Below are 24077 nucleotides of genomic sequence, written 5' to 3'. Positions count from 1 at the left end.
GCTTTTTCATTTCCGGCGCGCCTCAACCTGGCGCAGCTCACGCTCCAGCACCGGCCAGACTTGTTTCAGGATCAGTGCTTGCGCGCGCACATTCGGATGCAGGCCATCCGCCTGCATGTACTCGGGTCTGCCACCGACACCGTCAAGCAGAAACGGCACCAGGGCACTGCCGGTCGAGCGCGCGACAGCCGGAAACAAGGCAGCAAAGGCATCGGTGTAGGCGCGCCCGTAATTGGGCGGAATGCGCATGCCGGCGACAATGACGCGACCACCACCTGCCTGCGTCAGACGCACCATGCGCTCGAGGTTGCGCTGCATCAGCGCAGGCGGCTGACCGCGCAAGCCGTCATTGCCACCCAGTTCCAGCACCACCAGATCCGGGCGATGCTGCCTGAGCAGGCGCGGCAGACGCTGCAGCCCTCCGGAAGTGGTCTCGCCGCTGACACTGGCATTGATCACCTGATGCGTCGCGGACTGGCGCTGCAGACGCTGCTCCAGCAGACTGACCCAGCCCTGTCGGATGTCCATGCCGTAAGCGGCACTGATACTATCGCCAACGATCAGGATGGTTGCTGCAGATGCCTGCATCGACAGCAGTGCCGACAGCATCAGACACATGCCCGCCATCAGGCCTCGAATCCGGGATCCCATGAACATCGACTCCTCGCCCCTGCTGGATGTCAGCCACCTGCACCATGCCGTGACCACCGCCGACGGGCCGCTGGTGATACTGCATGACATCAGCTTCACCATCAACGCGGCAGAAACCGTGGCCATAACCGGCAGCTCAGGCTCCGGCAAGTCCACCCTGCTCGGCCTGCTCGCCGGTCTGGACCTGCCAACCCGCGGTGAGATCCGGCTTGCCGGTCAGGCACTGACCGCGCTGGACGAGGATGGCCGTGCCGCACTGCGACGCCGCCATGTCGGTTTCGTGTTCCAGAACTTCCAGCTGCTGCCGCACCTGACGGCCCTGGAAAACGTCATGCTGCCGCTGGAGCTGGCAGGACGCCCGGCCCGTGAAGCGGCGCGGCACTGGCTGAACCGGGTCGGCCTGTCCGCCAGGGAACAGCACACGCCGCGCCAGCTCTCCGGCGGCGAGCAGCAACGCGTGGCCATCGCGCGCGCCTTTGCCGGCGCTCCGGCACTGCTGCTGGCTGACGAGCCCACCGGCAACCTCGACAGCGCAACCGGTGCCCGCATCATTGATCTGCTCTTCGACACCCATGCCGATGCCGGCACCACGCTGGTGCTGGTCACGCACGACGACAACCTCGCCTCGCGCTGCCAGCGCCGGCTGCATCTGGATGGCGGCCATCTGCTTGCCCCCCACGCCGTCACCGCCACCACGTCAACAGCCACGCAGGTGGCCGGCTGATGCGCCTGGCCTGGCGCCTGCTGCGCAGTGATCTGCGCCACGGCGAGCTCTGGCTGCTGTTTTTCGCCCTGGTGCTGGCAGTTGCTGCCACCACCAGCCTGCGCTTCCTGTCCGCCAGTCTGGACCAGGGTCTGCAACGCCAGGCGGCCAGCCTGCTGGCCGCTGACCTGGTTCTGAGCAGCAGCCGGCCGTTGCGCCAGGACGTCATGGATGACAGCCGGCAACGCGGCCTGCTCGGCACCGCGGTGATCGAGTTCTCCAGCATGGTCCAGCACGGCGAACGCTTTCAGCTCGCCGCCGTGAAAGCCGTTGCACCGGCCTATCCGCTACGTGGCGAGCTGCTGGCCAGGCGCGGCGGCAGCCCGCTGTCGCCAGCCACGCGCGTGCAACCGGGAGAAATCTGGCTGGATGATCGTCTGGCGCAGCTTCTCGACGTCGGTCCGGGTGATCGCGTGCGACTCGGCGAGCTCGACCTGGTTGTCACGGCCATTCTGGTGCAGGAGCCTGACCGTGCCGGCAACGTGGCCGCATTCGCGCCACGTGCCCTGATGCACCTCGACGACGTGCCCGGCGCCGGCGTCATACAGCCTGGCTCACGCGTGCAGTATCGCTGGCTGATGGCCGGCGACAGTGCCGCTGTTGCCGCGCAGCAGCGCGCCCTCGACAACCGTCTGGCCATCGGTGAACGTCTGCTCGACATCCGGCGTGGCCGCCCGGAGATCGGCACGCCGCTGAGCCGGGCACTCGACACCCTCAGCCTTGCCGCCATGCTCACGGTCGTGCTGTCGGGACTGGCTGTCGCGCTGGCCGCTGGTCGTCATGTCCGCCGCCAGACCGACGCCGTCGCGCTGATGCGCTGTCTGGGCGCCTCACGGCAGGAGCTCAAACGCCTCTACGGCATGCAGCTGTTCGTCATCTGGCTGGCGGCCCTGCTGCTGGGTGGTGGCCTGGGTGCGCTGGCCTCGGCACTGCTGTTCCAGGTGCTGCAAGGCCTGCTGCCTGATATCGGCCAGGTGTTCGCCTGGCAGGCGCCGCTGCTCACCGGCATGGCCACGGCCAGCCTGACCCTGGTCGGCTTCGCGCTGCCGGCCCTGCTCAATCTGCTCCAGGTGTCGCCGCTGCGCGTGCTGCGGCGCGATCTGCTGCCCATGCCGCCGCGCCTCTGGCTGATCACCGCGCTGGCCATGGCGGCACTGGGATTGCTGCTCTGGCTCGAGACCGGCAACGCCCGGCTCAGCATCGGCGTGCTGGTTGCCGGGAGTCTGCTGGCGCTGCTCCTGGCACTGCTGCTGCGCGGCCTGCTCGCGCTGCTGCGCCGCCACGGGCAGCAGCGCCCGCTGCCATCGGCCGTGCAGGGCTTGCGCGAACTCTGGCGCCACCCGGCAGCGGCCACCACCCAGATCATGGCACTGGCACTGGGCATGGCAGCCATGTTGCTGGTGACACACATCAGCAGCAGCCTGCTCGACAGCTGGCAGAACAGATTGCCGGCAGATGCGCCCAACCAGTTTGCCCTCGGCATTGCCGACGACGAGCGCGATGCCGTGCTCGACACCCTGGCTGGCGCAGGCATTGCCCGTCCGGCGCTCTATCCGGTCATTCGCGGCCGCCTGGTTGCCATCAACGACGAGCCCGTGCAGACCCGCATCAGCAAGGAATCTTCCGACGACGATGCACGAAGCAGCGAGGAATCACTCAACCGGGAACTCAATCTGACCGTCTCGGACAGGTTGCCGGCAGGCAATCGTCTGATCGCCGGCCGCTGGTGGGAAAACGATATCGCCAGCCAGGCGATACATCCGGTCTCGGTGGAGTCACGACTGGCAGAACGCCTTGGTCTCTCGCTTGGCGACCGTCTTCGCTTTTCGCTGGCCGAAGGTGACGTGCAGGCACGTGTCACCAGCCTGCGCGAGGTTGACTGGGACAGCTTCCAGCCCAATTTCTACATGGTTTTTCCACCTGCCGCGCTGGCCGGGTTCCCGGCCAGCTACCTGACCGGCTTTCATGTCAGGGATGACCAGCGCCAGGTGCTGAACACCCTGGTAAATGACTTTCCGGCACTGGTGCTGATTGATGTCCAGGCCCTCATGCAGCAGGTGCGCAGCTTGCTGGCACAGGTCTCGCTCGCCATCCGTGTCGTGCTGAGCTTCGTGCTGGTGGCAGGGGTGCTTGTGTTGCTTGCCTGTCTGGCAGCCTCGCTGGATCAACGTCGCGAAGAAGCCGCCCTGCTGCGCGCCCTCGGCGCAAGCCAGCGCGAACTGGCGCGGCGACTGATCTCCGAACTGGCCATGCTGGGCCTGCTGGCCGGTATGCTGGCAGCCGGCCTCGCCACCGCAGTGGCGATCATTGTGCAGACACAGGTGCTGGACATGCCGGCACAGGCAGACCCGCTGCTCTGGCTGCTGACGCCGCTGGCAGGTTCCGTTCTGGCCATGCTCGCGGGCTGGCTGGGCATGCGCCGCATCTGGACCACACCGCCAGCGCGCGTCTTGCGCGGGGAATGATCGGCTGCTGCCGCCTCAGCCGCTGACCGCGTAGAGCACGCGCTGCTGATAGCCGGTAACGATATCCCACCAGCCTGACCATTCGGCATCGAGCGCGGCATCGCCGGTATCCAGGCGCAGCGGTCGTCCTGCCAGCTCATCGAGCTTGGCATGGGTGGCCAGCACCTGCACGCCGGCACGACCGATGCGGCGCAGCAGATCCGGTCTCAGCTGCTGGTTGCCGCGGCCGATCAGGCTGCCCTGGCCGCCGGTGGGCGACAGCAGCACCTGCATCTCGCCCTCATCGGCGAGGGTGCGCAGGGTATCGGCACTGGCATCGGCAGCCAGCAGGCAGCCATCGGCAATCACGTCGACGCCCATCAAGGTCGCCGGCAGGCCCAGCGCCGCCAGCACGGCTGCCGTCGTGGTGCCCGGCCCGAGGGCATAGCGGACACCCGGCTGCAGACGTTCCAGCACATCGGCGACAATCTCCGCCACCACCAGCTCCTCGACCTCGCGGCCTGAGCACTTCACCTGCTGCAGATAGCGCGGCTCCACCGGCACCCGCATCTCGCCATAATGGCGCGCGCGCACCCGCCCCTGCTGCAGCCCTGACTCGTCGATGTCACGGACCTCGGCCACCTCGACACTGACCCATTGGCCGTCACGCAGCAGCTGCAGCACGGCGGCGGCGGCCTGGGGATTGATGGCAAACACCCCGGAATGCATCTTCACGCCTGCCGGAATGCCCAGCACCGGCACCTGCAGGCCGATGGCCGCGCAGACATCGCGCGCGGTGCCGTCGCCACCGGCAAACAGCAGCAGGTCAACACCCGCTGCCTGCAGTGCCCGGGCCGCACGCCGGCTGTCATCCGCCAAGGTGTGCTCGGGCAGCGACAATGGCAGCACCTCGGCAGCGATGTTCGCCTGGCGCAGCACGTGCTCGCCCATCGCACCCGCCACCGTGAGCCAGTGCAGCGGTCGCCGGCTGCACGCCTCTCCACGCTGCAGGACAGACAGCATGTCCAGCACCCGCTGCTGAGCCGGCGCCAGCCCGGCGGCCGCCTGCGCCTGCAGCTGCTCGCGCAGCGCTGCGGGCAGCTCGTCACTGCCCTTGAACGCCAGCGGGCCGCCGGCACCGGCATAGGGGTTCACCAGCAAACCCAGCCGCAACGGACGCTCCGAAACATCCTGAAATGATTTCATAGTTGGTTACACATTACGGAGGAAAGCACAGGACAGACGCCGGGGTGCTGACTATATTGAACTCAAGGGAAGGCGACGCAGCCACCGATGAAAACGCCGCAGGGCAAGAGGACGTGACGATGATGATCCAGACCGAGAAGAGCATGAACGAGAAGCGTGTGATCGGCAATCCGTTCCAGTTTGCCATTCTGCTCGACGATCAAGGCCATGAAATCGCCATCACGGAAGAGATGATCCAGAAAGCCTGTGATGATCTCGCCAAGCGCTGCCAGTTCCCGTCGGTTCGCCACGCCGCCTGACCGCTGTTTACCCTCTGGCCTGAGTCCTCAATGACTCGGGCCTTTTGTTTTCAGATCCGCCACAGCGCATACGACGCCACCTGCTCCACCGCTTCTCCCTCTGCAGACACCACCACCGCATTCAACGTGACCCGGGCCTTGCTCCTGGTCAGCAGCTGATCCCTGAGCGCAGCCAGTGCAGCGTCATCCGGCAGCATGGCCGTCGCCTTGAAGAGCTGAACGATCGGTCGACGGTAACGAATCTCGGTGTGAAAGACCGCCACCTGGCACGGCAGCCCCTGCGCCTGCGCCCACAGGGTCAGCAGCGCCCAGCCGGTCACCGTGGACAGGCTAGCCAGAGAGCCCGCGAAAGCCGTGCCCTTGTCGTTGCGATTGGGCGCCAGCGGCGCCTGCAAGGTCAGGGAATGACCGTCACACGCCTCCACCTCGACCCCCATGAATGCCAGCAGCGGCATCTCCTCGCGCATGGCCGCAATCAGTGCATCCGCGGCGGCGCGCTCAGGCAGCCTGATCGCGGCAGTCACGGCCAGACCTGCCAGAACGGCTCCGGTGTCGCGGGTGCCGCCTTGTCAGCCAGTGCCGAACCGACATAGATGAAGCCGGCAATCTGCTCCTGCGGCTGCAGCCCGAGGCCGTCACGCACGGTGGCCGAGGTCGCCATCTCGCCGGTGCGCCACATGCCGGCAAAACCCTGGTCATGCAGCATGAGCAGGAAGTTCTGCACCGATGCGCCCAGGCTCAGCCATTGCTCCCAGTCCGGAACCGTCGGATGTTCCTGGCGCGCCAGGATGGCCACCACGATCATCGGCGCACGCTGCGGCATCTGGCGCAGGCGCTGCGACTCGGCTTCGGCACGCGCCGGATCGCTGGCCGCCACCGAGGCCACGAACAGATTACCCAGACGGCTCAGACCTTCCCCCTCGATGACCAGGTAGCGCCAGGGACGCAGCAGACGATGGTCAGGGGCACGGCCTGCCGCCGCGAAAGCGAACGCCAGCTGCTCGGCGGAGGGCGCCGGAGCCCCCAGCTGCGACAGCGAACGACGCGTCAACAACGCCTCTTCAAGCTGCATGATGTACTCCTCCCGTGGCTGCGAGCAGCCGGGCACGCGTGGCCTCGGCATCGGCAACCAGACGTGCCATCAGCTCGGCACAACTGGGCACGTCATCAATAAGTCCCTGGGCCTGGCCGATGAGCTGCACGCCGCGCGCGTGATCACCGTCCTCGATGGCGACCCGGATGCGCTCGACGGCGGCACCGAAATACATCAGCTTGATCGCCTCCATCACGCCCTGCTCACGCACCGAACGCAGCACCTGCGACACCGGGGTGCGCTGTCGCCACATCAGCTGCAGGGACTGCCAAAGCGCGCGCCAGGGCGTCAGCGGCTTGCGTGCCACGGCACGGCCGGTGGGCGTGGCCATGATGCGACAGGGCATGCCGTCGAAATTGCGCGTGACCAGGGTGTCATCCACCGATTTGGCAAGCACCAGCTCACGGGTCCTGTCATGCAGCGGGCTTTCACGGGTCATGGCCCAGCGTGTGCCCATGGCCACGGCATCCGCACCCAGCGCCTGAGCGGCGATCAGGCCCTCGCCACCGGCGAAGCCGCCAGCCGCGATGATGGGCAGCGCGGTTACGCGGCGAATTGCCGGGATCAGCACCAGGGTGGTGACATCACCACCATGCGCCGCGGCTTCATGGCCGGTGACGATCAGGGCATCGGCGCCATCGCGTTCAGCGGCCATGGCATGGCGCTCGGTGACCACGGTGGCCAGCACCTTGCCGCCATAGGCATGCGCGCGACGGCAGAGCCAGTCACCCTTGCCCAGCGAGAAGTTGATCACCGGCACCTGTTCGTCAAGTGCCACCTCGGCGTTTTCACGGGCGCCGGGCATCATCAGCGCCAGACCGATGCCGAACGGCTTGCTGGTGAGACGCTTGGCAAGCTGGATCTCGGCGCGTGCCTGCTCGGGTGTCAGGTGACCGATCTGGATCAGGCCCAGACCGCCCGCCTCGCTCACCGCGGCCGCCAGACGGGCATTGGAGACATAGGTCATGCCCGAGCACAGGAACGGCTGCTCGATGCCGAGCAGCGAGGTCAGGCGGTTGCCCTGGCTCACGTGGCCTGCTCCGGCAAGGCGCAGGCAGCCCAGCCACCGGAACGCGTCGACAGCCAGGCGGCACTCAGGGCCCAGGTCGTGTGCGCCGCCTTGCTGCCCGTGAAGACACCGGCATGGCCACCCGGCACGACATGGAAGGTCTTGTCGCGGGAGCTCACCACATCCATGATGGCCTCGGCCGCCGGTATCGACACGATAACGTCGGTTTCACCGGCAAACGCCAGCACATTGGCAGTGATGTCCGCAAAGTTTGCCAGCACGCCACCGACCTTGATGCGCCCGCGCACCATCTGGTTGTACAGCCCCATGTCGCGCATGACTTCCTGCACGGTCCCGCCCGGATAGTCCGGCATGTTGGTGAACCACTCGTTCATGGTCATGTAGCGCGCCACGTAGTCGTCATCGCCGAGGTTGCGCAGCAGTTCGATGTAGCTGGACACGACCCCCAGCGGGTTGGTCATCTTGAACATGAACGACAGCATCGGGCCCGGGATGTGGAACAGCTTGTCATCCAGGTTGTCGAGGCGGAAGCCGGTGGTCTTGCGCACGAAATGGGCCGGCTTCTCGATCAGGGCCGACAGGCGACCGCTGAGCGTCTTGTGCATGTCGACCGGGCTGGCGATGGTGACCAGGTTGAGCACCTCGCGATCCTTGCTGGAGGCTAGATACATCAGCGACAGCAGGCCACCCATGCAGTAGCCGAGCAGGGACAGCTGCTGACTGCCGCTGTGCTTGCGAATCGCCTTCATGGCCAGCGGCATCCAGTAACCAACGTAGGTTTCCAGCGTCAGGTGCTTGTCGTCACGGTTGGGGGAGCCCCAGTCGATCAGGTAGACGTCGTAGCCATGGGCGAGGAAGTAGCGCACCAGGCTGCGGTCGGCCATGAGGTCGAAGATCCAAGCGAACACGCCCAGTGGCGGCACCAGCACGAGCGGAATGCGGTATTTCTGCTGCTGCACCGGCTGGGTCTTGCCCTCGATGACAACCTCGGTCTCGTCCAGCGGCCGGTAGTGCCGAACCGACATCAGGCCGTCACGCAGGATGGTTTCGTAGGCAGACAGGTCCTGGAGCATGTAGCGCTCCTTGTGGCGGCGGCTGTCGGTGAGCTTGCGCGCCATCGCCACGCCGGTTTCGGCATACTGTCGCGCCCGCGACAGCAGATTCACTCGCGCCATGTACTGGCTCTCCCTGCGGATAAATTAATACGATCGTACCATTATAGAGCATTCATGCCCGGCATTCCTGACCATGGCGCCAGCGATCATCGTCACTGCGACCATACCGGATAATCGGTGTAACCGGCCGGCCCCGGACTGTAGAACGTCGCCGGATCAGCCGCGTTCAGCGGCGCACCAGCCCGGATACGGGCCGGCAGGTCGGGATTGGCGAGAAACGGGACGCCGAATGCCACGGCATCCGCCTGTCCGCTTGCCACGGTGGCGGCCGCCTCTTCGGCACTGTAGCCCATGTTGGTGACCAGCACGCCCTGCCAGGCAGCGCGTACCGGCGTCAGCACATCGCCCTTCTGTTGGTTGTAGAAATCACCACGCATGAGGTGCAGATAGGCCAGCCGGAAACGGTTGAGCTCGCCGGCCAGCCACCCCGCGAGGCCGACCGGATCGCTGTCGCGCATGTCGTTGTAGCTGTTCAGCGGCGACAGACGCAGCCCGACACGATCGCTGCCCCAGACCGCGATCACCGCCTCCAGCACCTCGAACAGGAAGCGCGCACGCTTCTCGCGGGTACCGCCATAGCCATCCGTGCGCTGGTTGCTGCCATCACGCAGGAACTCGTCAATCAGGTAGCCGTTGGCGCCATGCACCTCGACGCCATCAAAGCCGGCCGCCATGGCCTGGCGTGCGGCATGCGCGAAGCCCTCGACGATGCCGGGAATCTCCGCCTCCTCAAGGGCCCTGGGGGTGACGTAGGGCACCTTGCCGCTGGGGGTGTGCACGGTGTCGTTGGTGATGGCCAGCGCACTGGGCGCGACCGGTTGGCGCCCGTCATTGAGGTCGGGATGGCAGGCGCGTCCGCCGTGCCAGATCTGCAGCACGATGCGGCCACCGGCAGCGTGCACGGCGTCGGTGACCAGCCGCCAGCCGGCAACCTGGGCATCGCTGTGCACGCCAGGCTCGCGCCAGAACGCCGAACAGCCGGGCATGGCCATGGTGGCCTCGGCGATGAGCAGGCCTGCACTGGCACGCTGGGCGTAGTGCTCGGCCATCAGGGCGTTGGCGAGATGCTCCTCACCGGCACGCGTGCGCGTCAGGGGCGCCATCCAGATGCGGTTGGCGGCCTGCAGGGCACCGGCTTGCAGGGGCTGGAACAGCGACGACAGATCAGACATGGGGACTCCCGGACAGTGTTGAGGGCGCTGCGACACAGACTAGACAGTCGCTGCATGCCTGCAAAGCCCACACTGCACGCAAAGCGCACACCGGCACACACGTCACCGCCCACTGCCCGTGCGTGCCAACTTCTGCTTTACTCGGCGACTGGTTCTTTTTCCTGGAGATGCGTGATGGCAACAACAACCCTGCATGGCAACCCGGTCCGGGTCGACGGAACCCTGCCCGTCCCTGGTGACACCGCCCCAGCCTTTGCGCTGGTCAGGAACGACCTGTCCGATGCCACGCTGGCCAGTTTCGGCAGCCAGCGCAAGATCCTCAACATCTTCCCCAGCGTCGACACTCCGACCTGCGCAACCTCGGTACGCCAGTTCAATGCCCGCGCCTCTGGCCTCGACAACACCGTTGTGCTCTGCATCTCGGCTGACCTGCCGTTCGCGCAGGCCCGCTTCTGCGGTGCCGAAGGTCTGGATCGCGTGATCAACCTGTCAACGCTGCGTGGTCGCGAGTTTCTGCGCGATTACGGCGTCGCCATTGCCGACGGCCCGCTGGCCGGCCTGGCAGCACGTGCCGTGGTCGTGCTCGATGGCGACAATCGCGTGCTGCACAGCGAGCTGGTCAGCGAAATCGCCAATGAGCCTGACTACGCTGCCGCACTGGCCGTGCTGGGCTGATCAGGCGGATGACACACGAACCCGCCTTCGTGCTGCGCGCCGGTGCGCAGGCCCGGCAGTTGCTGGAACAGCAGGGACTGACCCCGGACAGCCTGGCTGCCCTGGGTGCGCCGGCCGGTGGCCCCAAGTTCCTGGTCATCGCCGCCCTCGACCGTTTCCTGTTCGGCGACTGGCTGCCGCAGCGGCGCTCGCCCCTGCCCGCCTTCGGCGCGTCGGTGGGGGCCTTCCGCCTGGTGGCGGCAGCACACCGTGATCCGGTGGCGGCGATCGACAGGCTGGTGGCGGCCTACTGCGCCCAGCACTACCGGGAACGGCCCGATGCTGCCGAGATCACCCGCCAGGTACGCGGCATTCTCGATGCCACCCTGAATCACGATGACATCGAGCATGTGCTGGCACACCCCTGGCTGCAGCTGAACCTGATCACCGCGCGCTGCCTGGGCCTCGCCGCCAGCCATCAGCCGGCCGTGCAGGCGATCGGCTTTGCCCTGGCCTTCGTCAACAACCTGTGCCACCGCCGTCGCTTGTCCGCCTCGTTCGAGCGCTGCCTGTTCCACAACCAGCAGCGTCCGGCCGACATTCTGCTGCCGGACAGTTTCCGCAATCATGTGATACGTCTGACCCCTGACAACCTGGCGACAGCGACGCTGGCCAGCGGCAGCATCCCGCTGATGATGCAGACCGTGCGTGACATTCCTGCCGCGCCACTGGGCGCACACATCGATGGCGGTCTCATCGACTACCACATGGACCTGCCGCTTCGGGAGTCGCCATCCGGCCTGCTGTTCATTCCGCATTACGAGCAGCGCGTAGTGCCTGGCTGGCTGGACAAGGGTCTGCGTCACCGTCGTACCCGGCATGTCGAGCGCATGCTGGTGCTCTCGCCGAACCCGGCGCTTGTCGCCCGGCTGCCCGGCGGCAAGATTCCCTGCCGCAAGGATTTCAGCGGCTACAAGGGCCGTGACAGCGAGCGCCTGCAGGCCTGGCAAGCCGCACTGTCACTGGGCGAGCGGATTGCCGACGAGTTCCGCGACATGCTGGCGCGCGGTGATGTCATGACCCGCCTGCAGCCGCTCTGACCGGCTCAGTGGCGGATGTTGGCAACCAGATAATCGAGCAGCAGCCGGACGCTGGGCAACAGGCCCCGGCGTGACGGAAACACCGCATGCACGATGCCGCTGCGCGGCGCCCAGTCCGGCAGCACCTCGCAGAGCTCACCGGCATCCAGCGCCTGGCGCGCGATGATGGTGGGCAGCTGGACCACGCCCAGACCATGCATGGCGGCAATGCGCAGGGCCGTCATGTCCTCGGTCACCAGCCTGGGCTGATGCCGTATCAGGCGGGACTCGCCGTTGACGGACTCCAGGCACCAGACATGCTCTCCGACCGTGCCCCAGTCCATGCTTGGCAGCCCCTGCAGATACTCGGGTTGCCGGATTGGCGGATGACGCGTCAGCAGGTCGGGGCTGGCGAGCAGGCGCTGAGGGCTTTCACAAAGCACCCGCATCACCAGATTGCTGTTTTCCAGCGGTGGAAAGCGAACGCGAAGGGCCAGATCCAGCCCCTCGGCCAGCACGTCGACACGGCGATTGGTGGCTTCCAGCTGCACGACTATCTTGGGATGGCGCACCATGAACTGGCTGATCAGCTCGGCGATGTTGTAGTGCAGCAGCGTGATCGGACAGCTCATGCGCACGATGCCCTGCGGCTCGCCCTGATGACGGGCGATCACGTCACGCGCGCACTCCGCCTCCACCTGCATGGCCACGCAGTGCTGATAGAACTCGCGCCCCAGGTCAGTGACCGAGAAGTGCCGGGTGCTGCGCTGCAGCAGGCGCACGCCGAGACGCTCCTCAAGCTGGCTGATGCGACGGCTGAGCGTTGACTTGGGCAGATTCAGGGCCCGGCCGGCAGCGGCAAAGCCGCCGTGATCCACCACCTGTGCGAAATAAAGATAGTCGTTCAGATCATCCATGGTCGTTCCATCAGCGCAACACTGATACTCATCTTTTCTGTCTTGTCCAATACATGTCCAGTGATTAATGTCTTTCGAACGGCTTTTTTGCAAGCATGGATGGAACAGCAAAAAGACCAGACAGTCATCGGAAAATACCCCCCAATCGACAGGAATACGACCATGAGCTTTACCTACAAGCGTCTCGACAAGAACAATGCCGCTGTCCTGCTGGTCGACCATCAGGCCGGTCTGCTGTCGCTGGTGCGCGACATCGACCCTGACAAGTTCAAGAACAACGTGCTGGCCCTGGCCGATCTGGCCAAGTACTTCCAGCTGCCGACCATCCTCACCACCAGCTTCGAGAACGGCCCCAACGGCCCGCTGATGCCGGAGCTCAAGGCCCTGTTCCCGGATGCGCCCTACATCGCCCGTCCCGGCAACATCAACGCCTGGGACAACGAAGACTTCGTCAAGGCCGTCAAGGCCACCGGCAAGAAGCAGCTGATCATCGCCGGCGTGGTCACCGAAGTCTGCGTCGCCTTCCCGGCCCTGTCAGCCCTGGAAGAAGACTTTGACGTGTTCGTGGTCACCGATGCCTCCGGCACCTTCACCGACATCGCCCGCCAGTCGGCCTGGGAGCGCATGACCGCTGCCGGTGCCCAGCTGATGAACTGGTTCGCTGTCGCCTGCGAACTGCACCGCGACTGGCGCAATGACGTCGAAGGCCTGGCCACGCTGCTGTCCAACCACATCCCGGACTACCGCAACCTGATCACCAGCTACGACGCCCTGACCAAGAAGTGATGTGGCGACGCAGCACCTGACCCAGGATCGGCCACATCCCCGGCAGGGATCGTGGCCGTTTTTGCATTCAACGCATGAAAGGAAGATCCAGGATGCAAACGCCCTCTCCCTTCCTGACACCTGATGCCTGCGCGCTGGTACTGCTTGATCATCAGGCCGGCCTTGCCTTCGCGGTCGAGTCACAGGCACGACAAACCCTGCTCAACAACACCCTGTCGCTGGTCAAGACGGCCCTGGCCTTCGATCTGCCCGTCATCGTCAGCACGTCCGCCAGCAAGGTCTACTCCGGCCCGCTGATGCCCTCGATCAAGGCCTTGCTGCCCGACGTGGAATCGCTTGAGCGTCGCAACATGAACGCCTGGGAAGACGAGCAGGTGCGCACCGCCATCGTCAACACCGGGCGCCCGCGGCTGATCGTTTCCGGCTTGCTGACCGAAGCCTGCGTGACCTTTCCGGTACTCAGCGCGCTGGCCGACGGTTACGAGGTCTTTGTCGTGGCCGACACCTGCGGCGGCGCCAGCACGACCTCGCATGAACTGGCGCTGAGACGCATGGAACAGGCCGGTGCGCGCCTGATCAGCTGGATCCAGCTGCTGCTGGAGCTGCAGCGTGACTGGACCCGCCGCGATACCTATGCCCAGGCACGCGCCATCATCGAGGAAAACGCCGGTGGTTACGGCATCGGGCTGCGCTATGCAGCCAGCATGCTGACACCGCCTGCCAGCACCTGATCCCGGAGCCTCCGCATGAGCTGTCCCAGCCTGATCCTGCACAACGCCCGCATCACCACCCTTGACGCCAGCCATCCCGAGGCCACGGCGGTGGCCATGCAGGACGGTCGCTTCCTTGCCGTCGGCCAGGATGCCGACATCCTGCGTCTGGCCGGCGCCGACACCACAGTGATCGACGTCGGACGGCGCCGTGTCGTGCCCGGTCTGATCGACTCGCACATGCACATCATTCGCGGCGGCCTGAACTTCAACCTCGAGCTGCGCTGGGATGGCGTGCCGTCGCTGGCCGATGCCATGCGCATGCTCAAGGAGCAGGTCACCAGAACACCGGCACCGCAATGGGTACGGGTCGTGGGCGGCTTCAGTGAGCTGCAGTTTGCCGAGCAGCGACTGCCGACACTGGACGAGATCAATGCCGTGGCACCGGATACGCCGGTGTTCATCCTGCATCTCTATGACCGGGCGCTGCTCAACCGGGCCGCGCTGCGCGCTGCCGGCTACACGCGTGACACGCCCAATCCGCCCGGCGGACTGATCGTCAAGGATTCGCGTGGCGAACCCACCGGTCTGCTGCTGGCCGAGCCCAATGCCCTGCTGCTCTACACCGCACTATCGAAGGGGCCGAAGCTGCCGCACGAATACCAGGTCAACTCGACTCGGCATTTCATGCGTGAGCTCAATCGCCTGGGCGTGACCTCGGTCATCGATGCCGGCGGCGGCTTCCAGAACTATCCGGACGATTACCAGGTCATCGAGGAGCTGCATGAGGCCGGACAGCTGACCCTGCGCATCGCCTACAACCTGTTCACGCAGAAGCCGAAAGAGGAAGTTGCCGATTTCGCGCGCTGGTCCGGGCAGGTCAGCCCCGGTCAGGGCAGCGGCATGTACCGTCACAACGGTGCCGGCGAAATGCTGGTGTTCTCGGCCGCCGACTTCGAGGACTTCCGCATGCCGCGCCCGGACATGCCGGCCAGCATGGAAAACGACCTCGAAGCCGTGGTGCGCCTGCTGGTGGAAAACCGCTGGCCATGGCGCATGCATGCCACCTATGACGAGACCATCGCGCGCGCCCTCGACGTGTTCGAGAAGGTCAATCGCGACCAGCCCTTCAACGGTCTGCACTGGTTCTTCGACCACGCCGAAACCGTCAGCGATGCCAACCTGGAACGCATTGCCAGGCTCGGTGGCGGGATCGCCATCCAGCATCGCATGAGCTACCAGGGCGAGTATTTCGTCCAGCGCTACGGCAGCCGTGCCGCCGAACGCACGCCCCCCTTCAAGCGCATGCTGGACATGGGGCTGCCGGTCGGTGTCGGCACTGATGCCACCCGTGTCGCCAGTTACGACCCCTGGAACGCGCTGTACTGGCTGGTCAGCGGCAAGACGCTGGGAGGCCTCAGCCTGTATCCCGATGCCAATCTGGTCGACCGCCAGACCGCGCTGGCGCTGTATACCCGCCACAACACCTGGTTCTCCAACGAAGATGGCGTCAAGGGCCAGATCCGGAGCGGTCAGTACGCCGACCTGGCCGTGCTCTCGGATGACTACTTCAGCGTCCCGGTGGAGGAAATTCGCCAACTCACCTCGGTACTCACCGTGGTCGATGGCAAGGTGGTCTATGGCGCCGGCAGCTTCTCAGGCTTCGATCCCGGCCTGCCGCCGGCCATGCCGGACTGGTCGCCAGTGAACCACGGCTCGCGCTACTGGAAATCCGAGCGCAACCAGGCCGCGATGCATGCCCTGGCCGCCGCCAGCTGCGCCTGTGCCAGCAGCTGCAACGTGCATGGCCATGCCCACGGCCGGGCCAGTGCCGGAGCGGTCACGGACGATCAGCAGTCTGCCTTCTGGGGCGCGCTTGGCTGCGCCTGCTGGGCTGTCTGATGCGTGACGGCGCCGTGACAGCGCGACGGCTGCTTCCCTGCCTGCTGGCAACGGGGCTGCTGCCGGCCGTGGCAGGCGCGGAGGCACTGTCGTTCGGCGCCAGCCTGCGCGAGAAGATCGAGCATGTCTCCGACAATCGCCTGGGCGCCGGCGGCGAGACCGATACGGTATTCCAGCATCGGCTGCTGGGGCATGCCGACTGGCGGCCGCAGGCATCGCTGCGCGCCTTCGTGCAACTCGGCGCCTATGCCCAGAATGGCCGGAACGACGGCCCGTCACCGGTCGATGACAGTGCGCCGGATCTGCATCAGGGCTTTCTGGTCTGGCGCCCGCGCAGCGATCTGCGCATCACGGCCGGCCGTCAGGAGTGGCTGCTGGGCAGCGGCCGCCTGCTTGCCCTGCGTGACGGCCCCAACATCCGGCGCGCCTTCGACGGTCTCGATGCCGAGGCCGGTCTCGGCGCTGCCACGCTGCGCGTGCTGGCGGGGCGTCCCGTGCTCAATCGTGATGGCGACTTCGATGACCGGGGGCATCCCGCACAGCGCCTGACGGCCATGCAGCTGACGCGACCGCTGTCAAAGACGCTGCAACTGGAGCTGTACGCGCTGGACTACACACGCGACAACGCCCGCTTCGCCAGCGGCAGCGGCAACGAGGAGCGGCAGTCCTGGGGCACGCGCCTGCATGGCGGCCATGGCGCGCTGACGCTCAACAGCGAAGCCGTCTGGCAGACCGGACGCTGGCAGGATGAACGCATCCGGGCCTGGACCGTCGCCAATGACATCGGCTGGCATCTCCCCCGCCTGCCCTGGCAGCCCCGGCTGGGCCTGAAGGCGGATCTCGCCAGTGGCGACGGCACGCCCGGGGATGGCCGCCTGAACACCTTCAATGCGCTTTACCCCAATCCCAGCTACTTCAGCGATGCCGGCTTCATCGCACCTGCCAACCTGATCGATGTGCAACCCGGCCTGACCCTGACGCCGCGTGCCGACATCAGCCTTCAGGCGGGCTGGAACCTGCTCTGGAAGCACCGCCGCGAGGATGCCGTGTACACCAGCCCGGTGCCCCTCAACCCCATCGCCGGCACGGCTGGAAGCGACCGCTTCATTGGCCAGCAGCTGCAGCTGGCCGGAACCTGGCAAGCCAGCGACACGCTGCGCCTGCAGGCCAGCTACGTGCGCTTCCAGCCCGGCGCGGCCCTGGACGACCTGCAGGATGACGGCATCGATTATCTGCAAACTGCCATCACGCTCACCTTCTGACCCCCAGAGACACGGCCATGACCTTCGCCTCGCATCAGCCATCCGCCTTTGCCCCGCTGCGTGAGCGCGCGTTCCTGATTCTCTGGCTCGCCACCGTCGCCGGCAACACCGGCACCTGGATGCGCGACACCGCCTCGGGCTGGCTGATGACCTCGCTGTCGCCATCCCCGACGCTGGTGGCGCTGGTGCAAGCCGCCACGACGCTGCCGGTCTTCCTGCTCGCGCTGCCGGCAGGCGCACTCGCCGACATCGTCGACCGCCGCCGTCTGATGATCACCATACAGATCGCCCTGGCCATGATCAGCACCCTGCTCTGCCTGCTCACCTGGCGCAACGGCATGACGCCGGAAATCCTGCTCGCGCTGACGTTCTGCGGCGGCATTGGCGCGGCACTGATCGCACCTGCCTGGCAAAGCATCGTGCCGCAGCTGGTACCGCGCCCGCTGCTGCGGCCGGCGGTGGCGCTCAACAGCCTGGGCGTGAACATCGCGCGCGCCATCGGGCCCGCCATCGCGGGCGTTCTGATCGCCACGCTGGGCATCGCTGCCACCTATCTGGTCGATGTCTTCAGCTACCTGCTGATCATTGCCGCCCTGTACTGGTGGCGGCCGGCGCCCGTCGCGGTTCGCGACCCGGAGCACATCGTCGATGCCATGAAAAGCGGCCTGCGCTTTTCCCTGTTCCATCACGACCTGCAACGCGTGCTGCTGCGTGCCTTCCTGTTCTTCATCGCGGGCAGCTGCTACTGGGCGCTGCTGCCGCTGATCGTGCGCCAGCAGCTGAACGGCGATGCCACCGTGTACGGTCTGGCCATGGCTGCCATCGGCGCCGGGGCCATCACGGGTGCCCTGCTGCTGCCGCGCCTCAAGCACCGCCTGTCAGCCAACGCCACCGTGCTGGCCGGCGCGCTTCTGACCGCCGCCGTCATGGCCGGCCTGGCCGTGGCCAGCTCGCCGGCACAGGGCATTGCCCTGCTGCTGATGGCCGGCGCGGCCTGGATTGCCGTGCTGACCACACTCAATGCCACCGCCCAGTCGGTACTGCCGGACTGGGTTCGCGGTCGCGGCCTGGCGCTGTATCTGACCGTGTTCTTCGGGGCGATGACCCTGGGCAGCGCCTGCTGGGGCCAGCTCGCCTCGCTGCATGGAATTCCCGTCACGCTGGCGGTAGCGGCTGCCGCCACCGCCAGCATCGGCCTGCTCGCGCACCGCTGGCAGCTGCCATCCGGCGACCGTGACCTGACACCCTCCCTGCACTGGCCCGAACCGGCGATTGCCGACGATGTCGACGCCACCGGCGGACCGGTGATGATACGCATCAGCTATCGCGTGTCGGCTGCCGACCAGGCCGCCTTTCTCGAGGCCATACGCCCGCTCGGACGCATACGCCGCCGCGATGGCGCCTACGCCTGGGGCGTGATGTTCGACATGGCACATCCCGAACACGTCATGGAGTGGTTCCTGCTGGGCAGCTGGGAAGAGCATCTGCGTCAGCACGAACGTGTCTCGCAGGCCGATCGCGAGGTGCAGGCGCGGGTACATGCGCTGCATCACGGGCATGACAAGCCGGTGGTGGAGCACTGGATGGCGCTGTCGCCGGAGAATTCCGCATACGACGCCACCATGCGACACTAGTGACGTGACCGGCGCTGGTCGAGGCATCTCGATTGTCAGCCAGCGCCCGGCCACGCCACTTTTCAAAACCAGACGACACCATGACTTCTGACGCAAAAAGCCTCTCCGTCGCCCCCATGATGGAAAGAGCATATTTAACATATAAATCAATGCTTTAAAGTTATTCGTGTGCAGTAGTTGCACACGATTTTTTGCACGTTGGGCTATGATTGGCTTTGCTGGATTACGCCAGACTGCGGCCGATAACTTCTGTGCTCAGCGCACTTTTTAACTGTATTTTCGATATTGCTCACAAGACTCAAGTTGGCTCGATCAATTTTGTTCAAGCAGGCCATCTACATCCTTGAGCTTGAGATAGATCGCTGGATTTTCGCCCACCGCCAGTGCCTTGAAGTGCGCCGCGCCGCACTTGATCCGGGCACTTTCTGCATCTCGTAGGTCATCATCGAAAAGGCTGCTCTTGGTCTCCACAACAAAGTACAGCCTCTCCTGACCGTCGCGCTCAACCAGCACGGCCCAATCAGGGTTGTAGGATCCCAATGGGGTAGGCACCTTGAACCAACCGGGTAGCTTGGCATAGACCTTTATAGCCTCATTCCTCTCCAACGCCTCGGCGAAGTCACGCTCAACAGAGGAGTCGTACACCACGTGCTCGTAAACCGATTTCGTGGTGTTTTGCACAAGGTTCTTCAGGTAGCCGGTCAGATCTTCAGTCTCGAAAAGCTCTTGGGCATAGAAATGCTCATCACCCAGGCGCTGGTACTTGATGCCATCAACCAACGCGAGCCGCTTGCAACGGTTGATGGCATCGGCTGCCAGTTCGATGAACTGTTGCGGGTTGCGCTTGAAGTCGTTCAGCCGGTGGCTTTCGGTCAGGGTGCGAGCAATCGTTTTGCGGGTGAGGTGCGTTCGATCCTGCAGCTCCGTGAGAACGTCGGGCAGTTCAACGTCACCCTCGTTCAAAGTGATCGAATCAGACACGGAGATCAAGGAAGCATCAACACCCGCCTTGCCAATCGCCATGCCCGCCTTCTTCCACTGCAGCCGGGTTTTTGCCACGGGGGGCGCATCGTTCAAGGCTTCGATGCAACTCTCAATCAGCTTCTCATTGTCAAACTGCACCCGGTATGTGGTTTTGTGTTTGATTCGATCCCACAAGGCACGAAATTCCGGGCTGACCAGCACCGACTTACGCACTGCAATGGGTTTGCGGTCATCGGCGTTCTTGACTTCGAGCTTGCCTGACAGCTTCTTCAACACCGCTATGATTTGCTGACGTTGAGCCTCGAACTCACCTGGCAGCGACAGGGTGCCCTCCTTCAGGGCAGTTTTCAGCGTGTCCTGTACCTTGCCCTTTTCATTGATATACCCCTCGGCTTTCAGGTGAGCCCACAGGGCCTTGGATGCCTCAAAGCCCAGCGGTTGCACATCACCGGCAGCCTGCACAACCGCAATGCCTGCGAATTCATGGTCTTGCACCACGCCAAACTGAATGCCGGTGTCTTTCTCAATGTCCTTCTGAAGGTTCTCGGCGAACTGTTCATAACTTTCGGTAGCAATCACCGTCAGCGTATTGACCTCAAAGCCGTGCAGTCGCTCACCCTTCTGGTTCACACACAGGCGCAAGCCTCTGCCAATGGTTTGCCTACGCCAACGCTCGGTTTCACGGGTCGAGAAGTTGCAGATCTGGAAGACGTTGGGGTTGTCCCAACCCTCTTTCAGGGCCGAGTGGGAGAAGATGAACTTCAGGGGAGACTCAAAGCTCAGCAGCTTTTCCTTGTCTCGCATGATGAGGTTGTAAGTGTCGTCATCGGCTGCCGTGCTGCCGCTAGTGTCCTTCACCACCTCAACTGTCTTACCGCCAATCTTCTTCTTGTCGATAGAGAAGTAGCCGTTGTGCACGTCATGGGCGGCCATGCTCAGGTCCACCTCTGCAAAAAGGCTTTGGTAGTCTGGATGACGCGCCCAGCGTTTGTACTCTTCCTCGAACATCAAGGCGTACTCCCCCTTCACCGGGTTGCCTTGATCGTCGTACTGGCGGTATTTAGCTACCTCGTCGATGAAGAACAGGCTGAGCACCTTGACCCCGAGTGGGCGCAGTCGCTTTTCCTTGTCTAGATGCTCTTTGATCGTGCGGCGGATCATTTCGCGTTGCACGGCACTGGCGTCCACATCACCCCATGCTTCACCCACCCGCAGGTACACTTCGCTGCCGGGCACCTTCAGCTCCAGGAACTGATCGCCCTTGGCCGTGCGGATCTCACCAATGCAAATGTCGGCATACAGCGGGCGTCCGGTTTCTTGCTCCAGGTCGAAGCCGTCTTGCACCGTGATGACATCTCGCCTGACAGCCCCAGCCGCGTTTTCACGATCCACCTCAATGCTGGCCGTGATGACACCACGCTTGTTGCTCACCGCAAGTAGCTTCACATAGGGCTTGTTGTTACCCCCTTGCACCGTGGCTGCGGCCACCTCGATCTGCTTCACCAGCCGTTGCTCATAGGCGTCCACGGCGTCGAGCCGGTACACCATGTTGTGCTTGTCAACGTGCGTGGCGGAATAGCGCAACGTGCAAAGAGGTGACATGTGCGCCAACGCCTTCCTGCCTTTGCCGTCGATGCCACCATCCACACTTTGTGGCTCATCCACGATCAAAATGGGTTGAGTGCCTCGAATCAGGTCGATGGGGCGCTCGCCGCCCGTTTTCTCACTGGTGCGGTACATCTTGTTCTTGGACTTCTCCCGGCGCTTGGCCTCGTCAGACTCTTCTGCCAATGCAGCAGTCTCATCACCGAACTTGTTGATGGCACCAACCGTGATGACCATGATCTGGATATTCGGGCTGGTCGCAAAGTTACGCACTTGGCCGAGCTTGTCCGAGTCGTACTGGAAGAACTCGTAACCCTTGGCGCCTGGGTATAGCGTTTCGAAGTGATCCCGGGTGATCTGAAGGGTCTTGTTCACACCCTCTTTGATGGCAACAGAAGGCACCACAACCACGAACTTGGTGAAGCCATACCGCTGGTTCAACTCGAACACGGTTCGCAAGTACACGTAAGTCTTGCCTGTGCCTGTTTCCATCTCCACGGTGAAGTCGAGCGGTTGCTTAGCTAACAAAGGCTGAGACGGAGGCAAGCCATTGCGAAGCTGCACCTGCTGCAAGTTGGTATACAGCTCTTCATCCACCACCAGTTGCAGCGAATTGCCAATGCCACCGCCTTCGGTGAAGTGCTTGCCCTCAAAGCTTTGCTGTGCGCGAGCAGTCAATGCCTGCGCGGTGACCGTGAAAACCGAGCGGCAGACCTCCTGACCACGGAACAGGTCACACACCGCCTCGATGGCGTCGATCTGGTACGGCAGGTCGGATTCAAAATGCAGTTTCATCACAGGCTCCGCACCTGCTTGATGCCATGCTGGTTCAGGATCGCAGCCAGGTTGCTCTTGGCAATGTCGTTCTCGAATGCGCTGTCTCGGAAGACGGCGGTGGTATCACCCACGGTGCCTTGCTCCTCGTGCCAGGCGACCATACCCAAGGCAAGAGCCTCCGCTTCAGACGCCTTGATACTTTCGTGCAGGCAAGCCATCAGCACACCAGCACCAACGCTGTTCACCTGCTTGCCAGCGATGTCACGTGTTTCGATGGGTATGCAAAGGTCGAGCCCCAGCTTGAGCAGGATCTCGTAGAGGATGTCATCGCAGGTGCGGCCCGGCTCTAGGTGCTCAAGATGATCGAAAAGCGACGCTTTAAGGTCACTGGAACTTGGATTCCAGGCGCGGATATTTGATGTATCGAGCTTAAATGCCCGATACCCAAGATCCTGCCCCCCCATTGGATTCTTTTCGCGAAGCTTTTTGCCTACCCGGCGAATTCTATCTCGAGTAATATCTGCAATATTTCGATATCCTTTTTTCGATGTCTCGGCTAATGGCTCAGGTAACTGAACAAGTATGCACCTGCGCGACCCATTGTCATCTGAATTTAATTCGTAGGTTGCATGCAGCGTAGTACCAGAGCCTCCGAAAAAATCCAGAATCAAACTATCTTTTCCTGCACCAATTTGAAGGACCCGTTTTATAAGTCGAACAGGCTTGGGGGTAATGAAAAGATCCTCGCCTGCATCGGCCTCCATAATTTGTGAGAGCTCTTGTTTGGCATGACGAGTACTGCCGACATCCTTCCATGGCCAGTATGTCTGTGGAACAACCCCATCCTTCACCTCCGAAATGAAGCGTTTTATTCCTGGGCGATTGTCGCCGGAGCTGCCCCACCAGATACGTCCATCTTTTTCAAACTCTCGGAACTTTTCTTCGCTAATTCTCCAGTAGCTCCCTGCGGGCGGACCGGAGATAACTTTTCCAGAAGGTGTTGTTATAGGATAGCGACCTTGAGCATAAAAGTTTCTAGCTGCCAAGTCTCCCAGTAACCAAGGTCCACGAGGGTCATTGTCAGGGTTTTTATATCTGGCAATCATTTCTTCCGTTCGAGGAAGAGGTACCGGGCGCCAAATTTCGCTGTTTTTGGCGTAAATCACGATGTAGTCATGGTCTTCACTCAGATGAACTGCCGAATTTTTCGGACTATCCATCTTGTGCCAAATAACATTAGCGATAAAGTTTTCGGGGCCGAAAATTTCATCCATTACATGGCGAAGGTTGTGAATTTCGTGGTCCGCAATGCTAACAAATATTGCTCCATCATCGGCTAGAAGTGACTGAGATAGCTTTAGACGTGGGTAAATCATATTTAACCAGTCAGTATGAAAACGCCCGCTTGACTCAGTATTCGTTGAAATTTTTGCTCCGCCATCGGATTGGCCAGTAATATCGAGATAATTTTTTATACTATCTTGGAAATTGTCTGGGTAGACAAAATCTTTTCCAGTGTTGTATGGTGGGTCTATATATATTAAATTGACCTTTCCGCCATAGCTCTTTTGCAGGAGCTTCAATACCTCAAGATTATCACCCTCAATAATTAAGTTCTGAGTAGTGTCCCAATCAACGCTCTCCTCCTGCGTAGGACGAAGGGTGCCAGTACTAGGCGTCAGCGCAATTTGGCGCGCTTTGCGCTTGCCGTGCCAGTTCAACCCGTACTTTTCATCGCCGTCATAGGCTATGGCATCACCCACCAGCTGCTTCAATACATCCACATTGATAGCAGCGGCACCTTTCGTATTTTCAGTCAACAATTCAGGAAAAATTGCCTTCAGTTGGGCAATATTGTCAGCCAAGATGTTCGCGGTCTGAGCTTCAGAGCTGTGAGCTTCGATTTTTTGCATGGTCATTTGGTTAATCTCTTG

General features: G+C 63.2%; 20 protein-coding genes. 10 read left to right on the top strand and 10 right to left on the bottom strand.

What is annotated here, in order from left to right:
- Positions 1–6: 6 nt before the first annotated feature.
- Positions 7–651: an arylesterase gene (locus F595_RS0104800; RefSeq protein WP_026913241.1), complete on the bottom strand. Its 645-nt coding sequence runs from the start codon at positions 649–651 to the stop codon at positions 7–9.
- On the opposite strand from F595_RS0104800, the gene F595_RS12800 reads away from it, so the two are divergent.
- Together F595_RS12800 and F595_RS0104790 are read left to right on the top strand one after the other, a co-directional pair.
- A complete protein-coding gene (locus F595_RS12800; RefSeq protein ID WP_022955736.1) occupies positions 650–1375 on the top strand; it encodes an ABC transporter ATP-binding protein in 726 nt (241 codons plus the stop codon). The genes F595_RS0104800 and F595_RS12800 overlap by 2 nt on opposite strands.
- A complete protein-coding gene (locus F595_RS0104790) occupies positions 1375–3879 on the top strand; it encodes an ABC transporter permease (RefSeq protein WP_022955735.1) in 2505 nt (834 codons plus the stop codon). The genes F595_RS12800 and F595_RS0104790 overlap by 1 nt, the downstream gene beginning before the upstream one ends.
- Positions 3880–3894: 15 nt before the next feature.
- On the opposite strand, the gene F595_RS0104785 is transcribed toward F595_RS0104790, so the two are convergent.
- Positions 3895–5064 (bottom strand): ATP-NAD kinase family protein, encoded by a 1170-nt coding sequence (locus F595_RS0104785; protein ID WP_051144635.1) that lies wholly within the window; start codon positions 5062–5064, stop codon positions 3895–3897.
- A 119-nt stretch (positions 5065–5183) separates the two neighbouring features.
- Here F595_RS0104785 and F595_RS12795 point away from each other — a divergent pair, with 119 nt between their 5' ends.
- Entirely contained in the window at positions 5184–5363 is a 180-nt protein-coding gene (locus F595_RS12795) for a PA1571 family protein (RefSeq protein ID WP_022955733.1), read from the top strand.
- A gap of 50 nt (positions 5364–5413) precedes the next feature.
- Here F595_RS12795 and F595_RS12790 read toward each other — a convergent pair whose 3' ends face one another.
- The 5 genes from F595_RS12790 to F595_RS0104755 all read right to left on the bottom strand — a co-directional run bounded on the left by F595_RS12790 (position 5414) and on the right by F595_RS0104755 (position 9824).
- Positions 5414–5887 (bottom strand): YiiD C-terminal domain-containing protein, encoded by a 474-nt coding sequence (locus F595_RS12790; protein ID WP_022955732.1) that lies wholly within the window; start codon positions 5885–5887, stop codon positions 5414–5416.
- Positions 5884–6435, bottom strand: a complete 552-nt coding sequence (locus tag F595_RS0104770; RefSeq protein WP_022955731.1) for a nitroreductase family protein — start codon at positions 6433–6435, stop codon at positions 5884–5886. The genes F595_RS12790 and F595_RS0104770 overlap by 4 nt, the downstream gene beginning before the upstream one ends.
- Positions 6425–7486 carry an NAD(P)H-dependent flavin oxidoreductase gene (locus F595_RS0104765; protein ID WP_022955730.1) on the bottom strand — a complete coding sequence of 354 codons (1062 nt, stop codon included), beginning with the start codon at positions 7484–7486 and terminating at the stop codon, positions 6425–6427. The genes F595_RS0104770 and F595_RS0104765 overlap by 11 nt, the downstream gene beginning before the upstream one ends.
- Positions 7483–8661 (bottom strand): alpha/beta fold hydrolase, encoded by a 1179-nt coding sequence (locus tag F595_RS12785; RefSeq protein ID WP_022955729.1) that lies wholly within the window; start codon positions 8659–8661, stop codon positions 7483–7485. Before F595_RS12785 ends, F595_RS0104765 begins: the two co-directional genes overlap by 4 nt.
- A gap of 92 nt (positions 8662–8753) precedes the next feature.
- Positions 8754–9824, bottom strand: a complete 1071-nt coding sequence (locus tag F595_RS0104755) for an alkene reductase (protein WP_026913237.1) — start codon at positions 9822–9824, stop codon at positions 8754–8756.
- Positions 9825–10007: 183 nt separating this feature from the next.
- Here F595_RS0104755 and tpx point away from each other — a divergent pair, with 183 nt between their 5' ends.
- Positions 10008–10508, top strand: coding sequence for a thiol peroxidase (gene tpx, locus F595_RS0104750; protein WP_022955727.1), 501 nt, complete (start codon positions 10008–10010; stop codon positions 10506–10508).
- An 8-nt stretch (positions 10509–10516) separates the two neighbouring features.
- A complete protein-coding gene (locus F595_RS0104745) occupies positions 10517–11587 on the top strand; it encodes a hypothetical protein (protein WP_022955726.1) in 1071 nt (356 codons plus the stop codon).
- A 5-nt stretch (positions 11588–11592) separates the two neighbouring features.
- On the opposite strand, the gene F595_RS0104740 is transcribed toward F595_RS0104745, so the two are convergent.
- The gene (locus tag F595_RS0104740) at positions 11593–12483 is read right to left on the bottom strand and encodes a LysR substrate-binding domain-containing protein (protein WP_022955725.1); all 891 of its coding nucleotides are present in this window, start codon (positions 12481–12483) and stop codon (positions 11593–11595) included.
- Between the two features lie 162 nt (positions 12484–12645).
- On the opposite strand from F595_RS0104740, the gene ycaC reads away from it, so the two are divergent.
- The 5 genes from ycaC (at position 12646) to F595_RS0104715 (ending at position 18777) form a co-directional block, all read left to right on the top strand.
- On the top strand, positions 12646–13269 hold the full coding sequence (ycaC, locus tag F595_RS0104735; protein WP_022955724.1) for an isochorismate family cysteine hydrolase YcaC: 624 nt from the start codon (positions 12646–12648) through the stop codon (positions 13267–13269).
- A gap of 92 nt (positions 13270–13361) precedes the next feature.
- A complete protein-coding gene (locus tag F595_RS14620) occupies positions 13362–14000 on the top strand; it encodes a hydrolase (protein WP_022955723.1) in 639 nt (212 codons plus the stop codon).
- 15 nt (positions 14001–14015) lie between these two features.
- Positions 14016–15881 (top strand): amidohydrolase, encoded by a 1866-nt coding sequence (locus F595_RS0104725; RefSeq protein WP_022955722.1) that lies wholly within the window; start codon positions 14016–14018, stop codon positions 15879–15881.
- A complete protein-coding gene (locus F595_RS12780; RefSeq protein ID WP_022955721.1) occupies positions 15881–17143 on the top strand; it encodes an alginate export family protein in 1263 nt (420 codons plus the stop codon). Before F595_RS0104725 ends, F595_RS12780 begins: the two co-directional genes overlap by 1 nt.
- A gap of 17 nt (positions 17144–17160) precedes the next feature.
- Positions 17161–18777, top strand: a complete 1617-nt coding sequence (locus F595_RS0104715) for an MFS transporter (protein ID WP_022955720.1) — start codon at positions 17161–17163, stop codon at positions 18775–18777.
- Positions 18778–19089: 312 nt separating this feature from the next.
- Here F595_RS0104715 and F595_RS0104710 read toward each other — a convergent pair whose 3' ends face one another.
- Together F595_RS0104710 and F595_RS12775 are read right to left on the bottom strand one after the other, a co-directional pair.
- On the bottom strand, positions 19090–22161 hold the full coding sequence (locus F595_RS0104710) for a type III restriction-modification system endonuclease (RefSeq protein WP_022955719.1): 3072 nt from the start codon (positions 22159–22161) through the stop codon (positions 19090–19092).
- Complete coding sequence (locus F595_RS12775) at positions 22161–24062, bottom strand: site-specific DNA-methyltransferase (protein WP_228126945.1); 1902 nt, start codon at positions 24060–24062, stop codon at positions 22161–22163. Before F595_RS12775 ends, F595_RS0104710 begins: the two co-directional genes overlap by 1 nt.
- Positions 24063–24077 lie beyond the last annotated feature (15 nt).

Source organism: Perlucidibaca piscinae DSM 21586 (assembly GCF_000420045.1).
Taxonomy (GTDB): domain Bacteria; phylum Pseudomonadota; class Gammaproteobacteria; order Pseudomonadales; family Moraxellaceae; genus Perlucidibaca; species Perlucidibaca piscinae.
The sequence above is the reverse complement of the archived record's forward strand: the minus strand, read 5'-3'. Positions and strand labels throughout refer to the sequence as shown.

Bases quoted from the DNA above. Each gene is read 5' to 3' on its own strand.
- F595_RS12800 (WP_022955736.1), top strand. From the start codon at position 650: ATGAACATCGACTCCTCGCCCCTGCTGGATGTCAGCCACCTGCACCAT.
- F595_RS0104800 (WP_026913241.1), bottom strand. From the start codon at position 651: ATGGGATCCCGGATTCGAGGCCTGATGGCGGGCATGTGTCTGATGCTG.
- F595_RS0104790 (WP_022955735.1), top strand. From the start codon at position 1,375: ATGCGCCTGGCCTGGCGCCTGCTGCGCAGTGATCTGCGCCACGGCGAG.
- F595_RS0104785 (WP_051144635.1), bottom strand. From the start codon at position 5,064: ATGAAATCATTTCAGGATGTTTCGGAGCGTCCGTTGCGGCTGGGTTTG.
- F595_RS12795 (WP_022955733.1), top strand. From the start codon at position 5,184: ATGATGATCCAGACCGAGAAGAGCATGAACGAGAAGCGTGTGATCGGC.
- F595_RS0104770 (WP_022955731.1), bottom strand. From the start codon at position 6,435: ATGCAGCTTGAAGAGGCGTTGTTGACGCGTCGTTCGCTGTCGCAGCTG.
- F595_RS12785 (WP_022955729.1), bottom strand. From the start codon at position 8,661: ATGGCGCGAGTGAATCTGCTGTCGCGGGCGCGACAGTATGCCGAAACC.
- tpx (WP_022955727.1), top strand. From the start codon at position 10,008: ATGGCAACAACAACCCTGCATGGCAACCCGGTCCGGGTCGACGGAACC.
- F595_RS0104745 (WP_022955726.1), top strand. From the start codon at position 10,517: ATGACACACGAACCCGCCTTCGTGCTGCGCGCCGGTGCGCAGGCCCGG.
- F595_RS0104740 (WP_022955725.1), bottom strand. From the start codon at position 12,483: ATGGATGATCTGAACGACTATCTTTATTTCGCACAGGTGGTGGATCAC.
- ycaC (WP_022955724.1), top strand. From the start codon at position 12,646: ATGAGCTTTACCTACAAGCGTCTCGACAAGAACAATGCCGCTGTCCTG.
- F595_RS14620 (WP_022955723.1), top strand. From the start codon at position 13,362: ATGCAAACGCCCTCTCCCTTCCTGACACCTGATGCCTGCGCGCTGGTA.
- F595_RS0104725 (WP_022955722.1), top strand. From the start codon at position 14,016: ATGAGCTGTCCCAGCCTGATCCTGCACAACGCCCGCATCACCACCCTT.
- F595_RS12780 (WP_022955721.1), top strand. From the start codon at position 15,881: ATGCGTGACGGCGCCGTGACAGCGCGACGGCTGCTTCCCTGCCTGCTG.
- F595_RS0104715 (WP_022955720.1), top strand. From the start codon at position 17,161: ATGACCTTCGCCTCGCATCAGCCATCCGCCTTTGCCCCGCTGCGTGAG.
- F595_RS0104710 (WP_022955719.1), bottom strand. From the start codon at position 22,161: ATGAAACTGCATTTTGAATCCGACCTGCCGTACCAGATCGACGCCATC.
- F595_RS12775 (WP_228126945.1), bottom strand. From the start codon at position 24,062: ATGACCATGCAAAAAATCGAAGCTCACAGCTCTGAAGCTCAGACCGCG.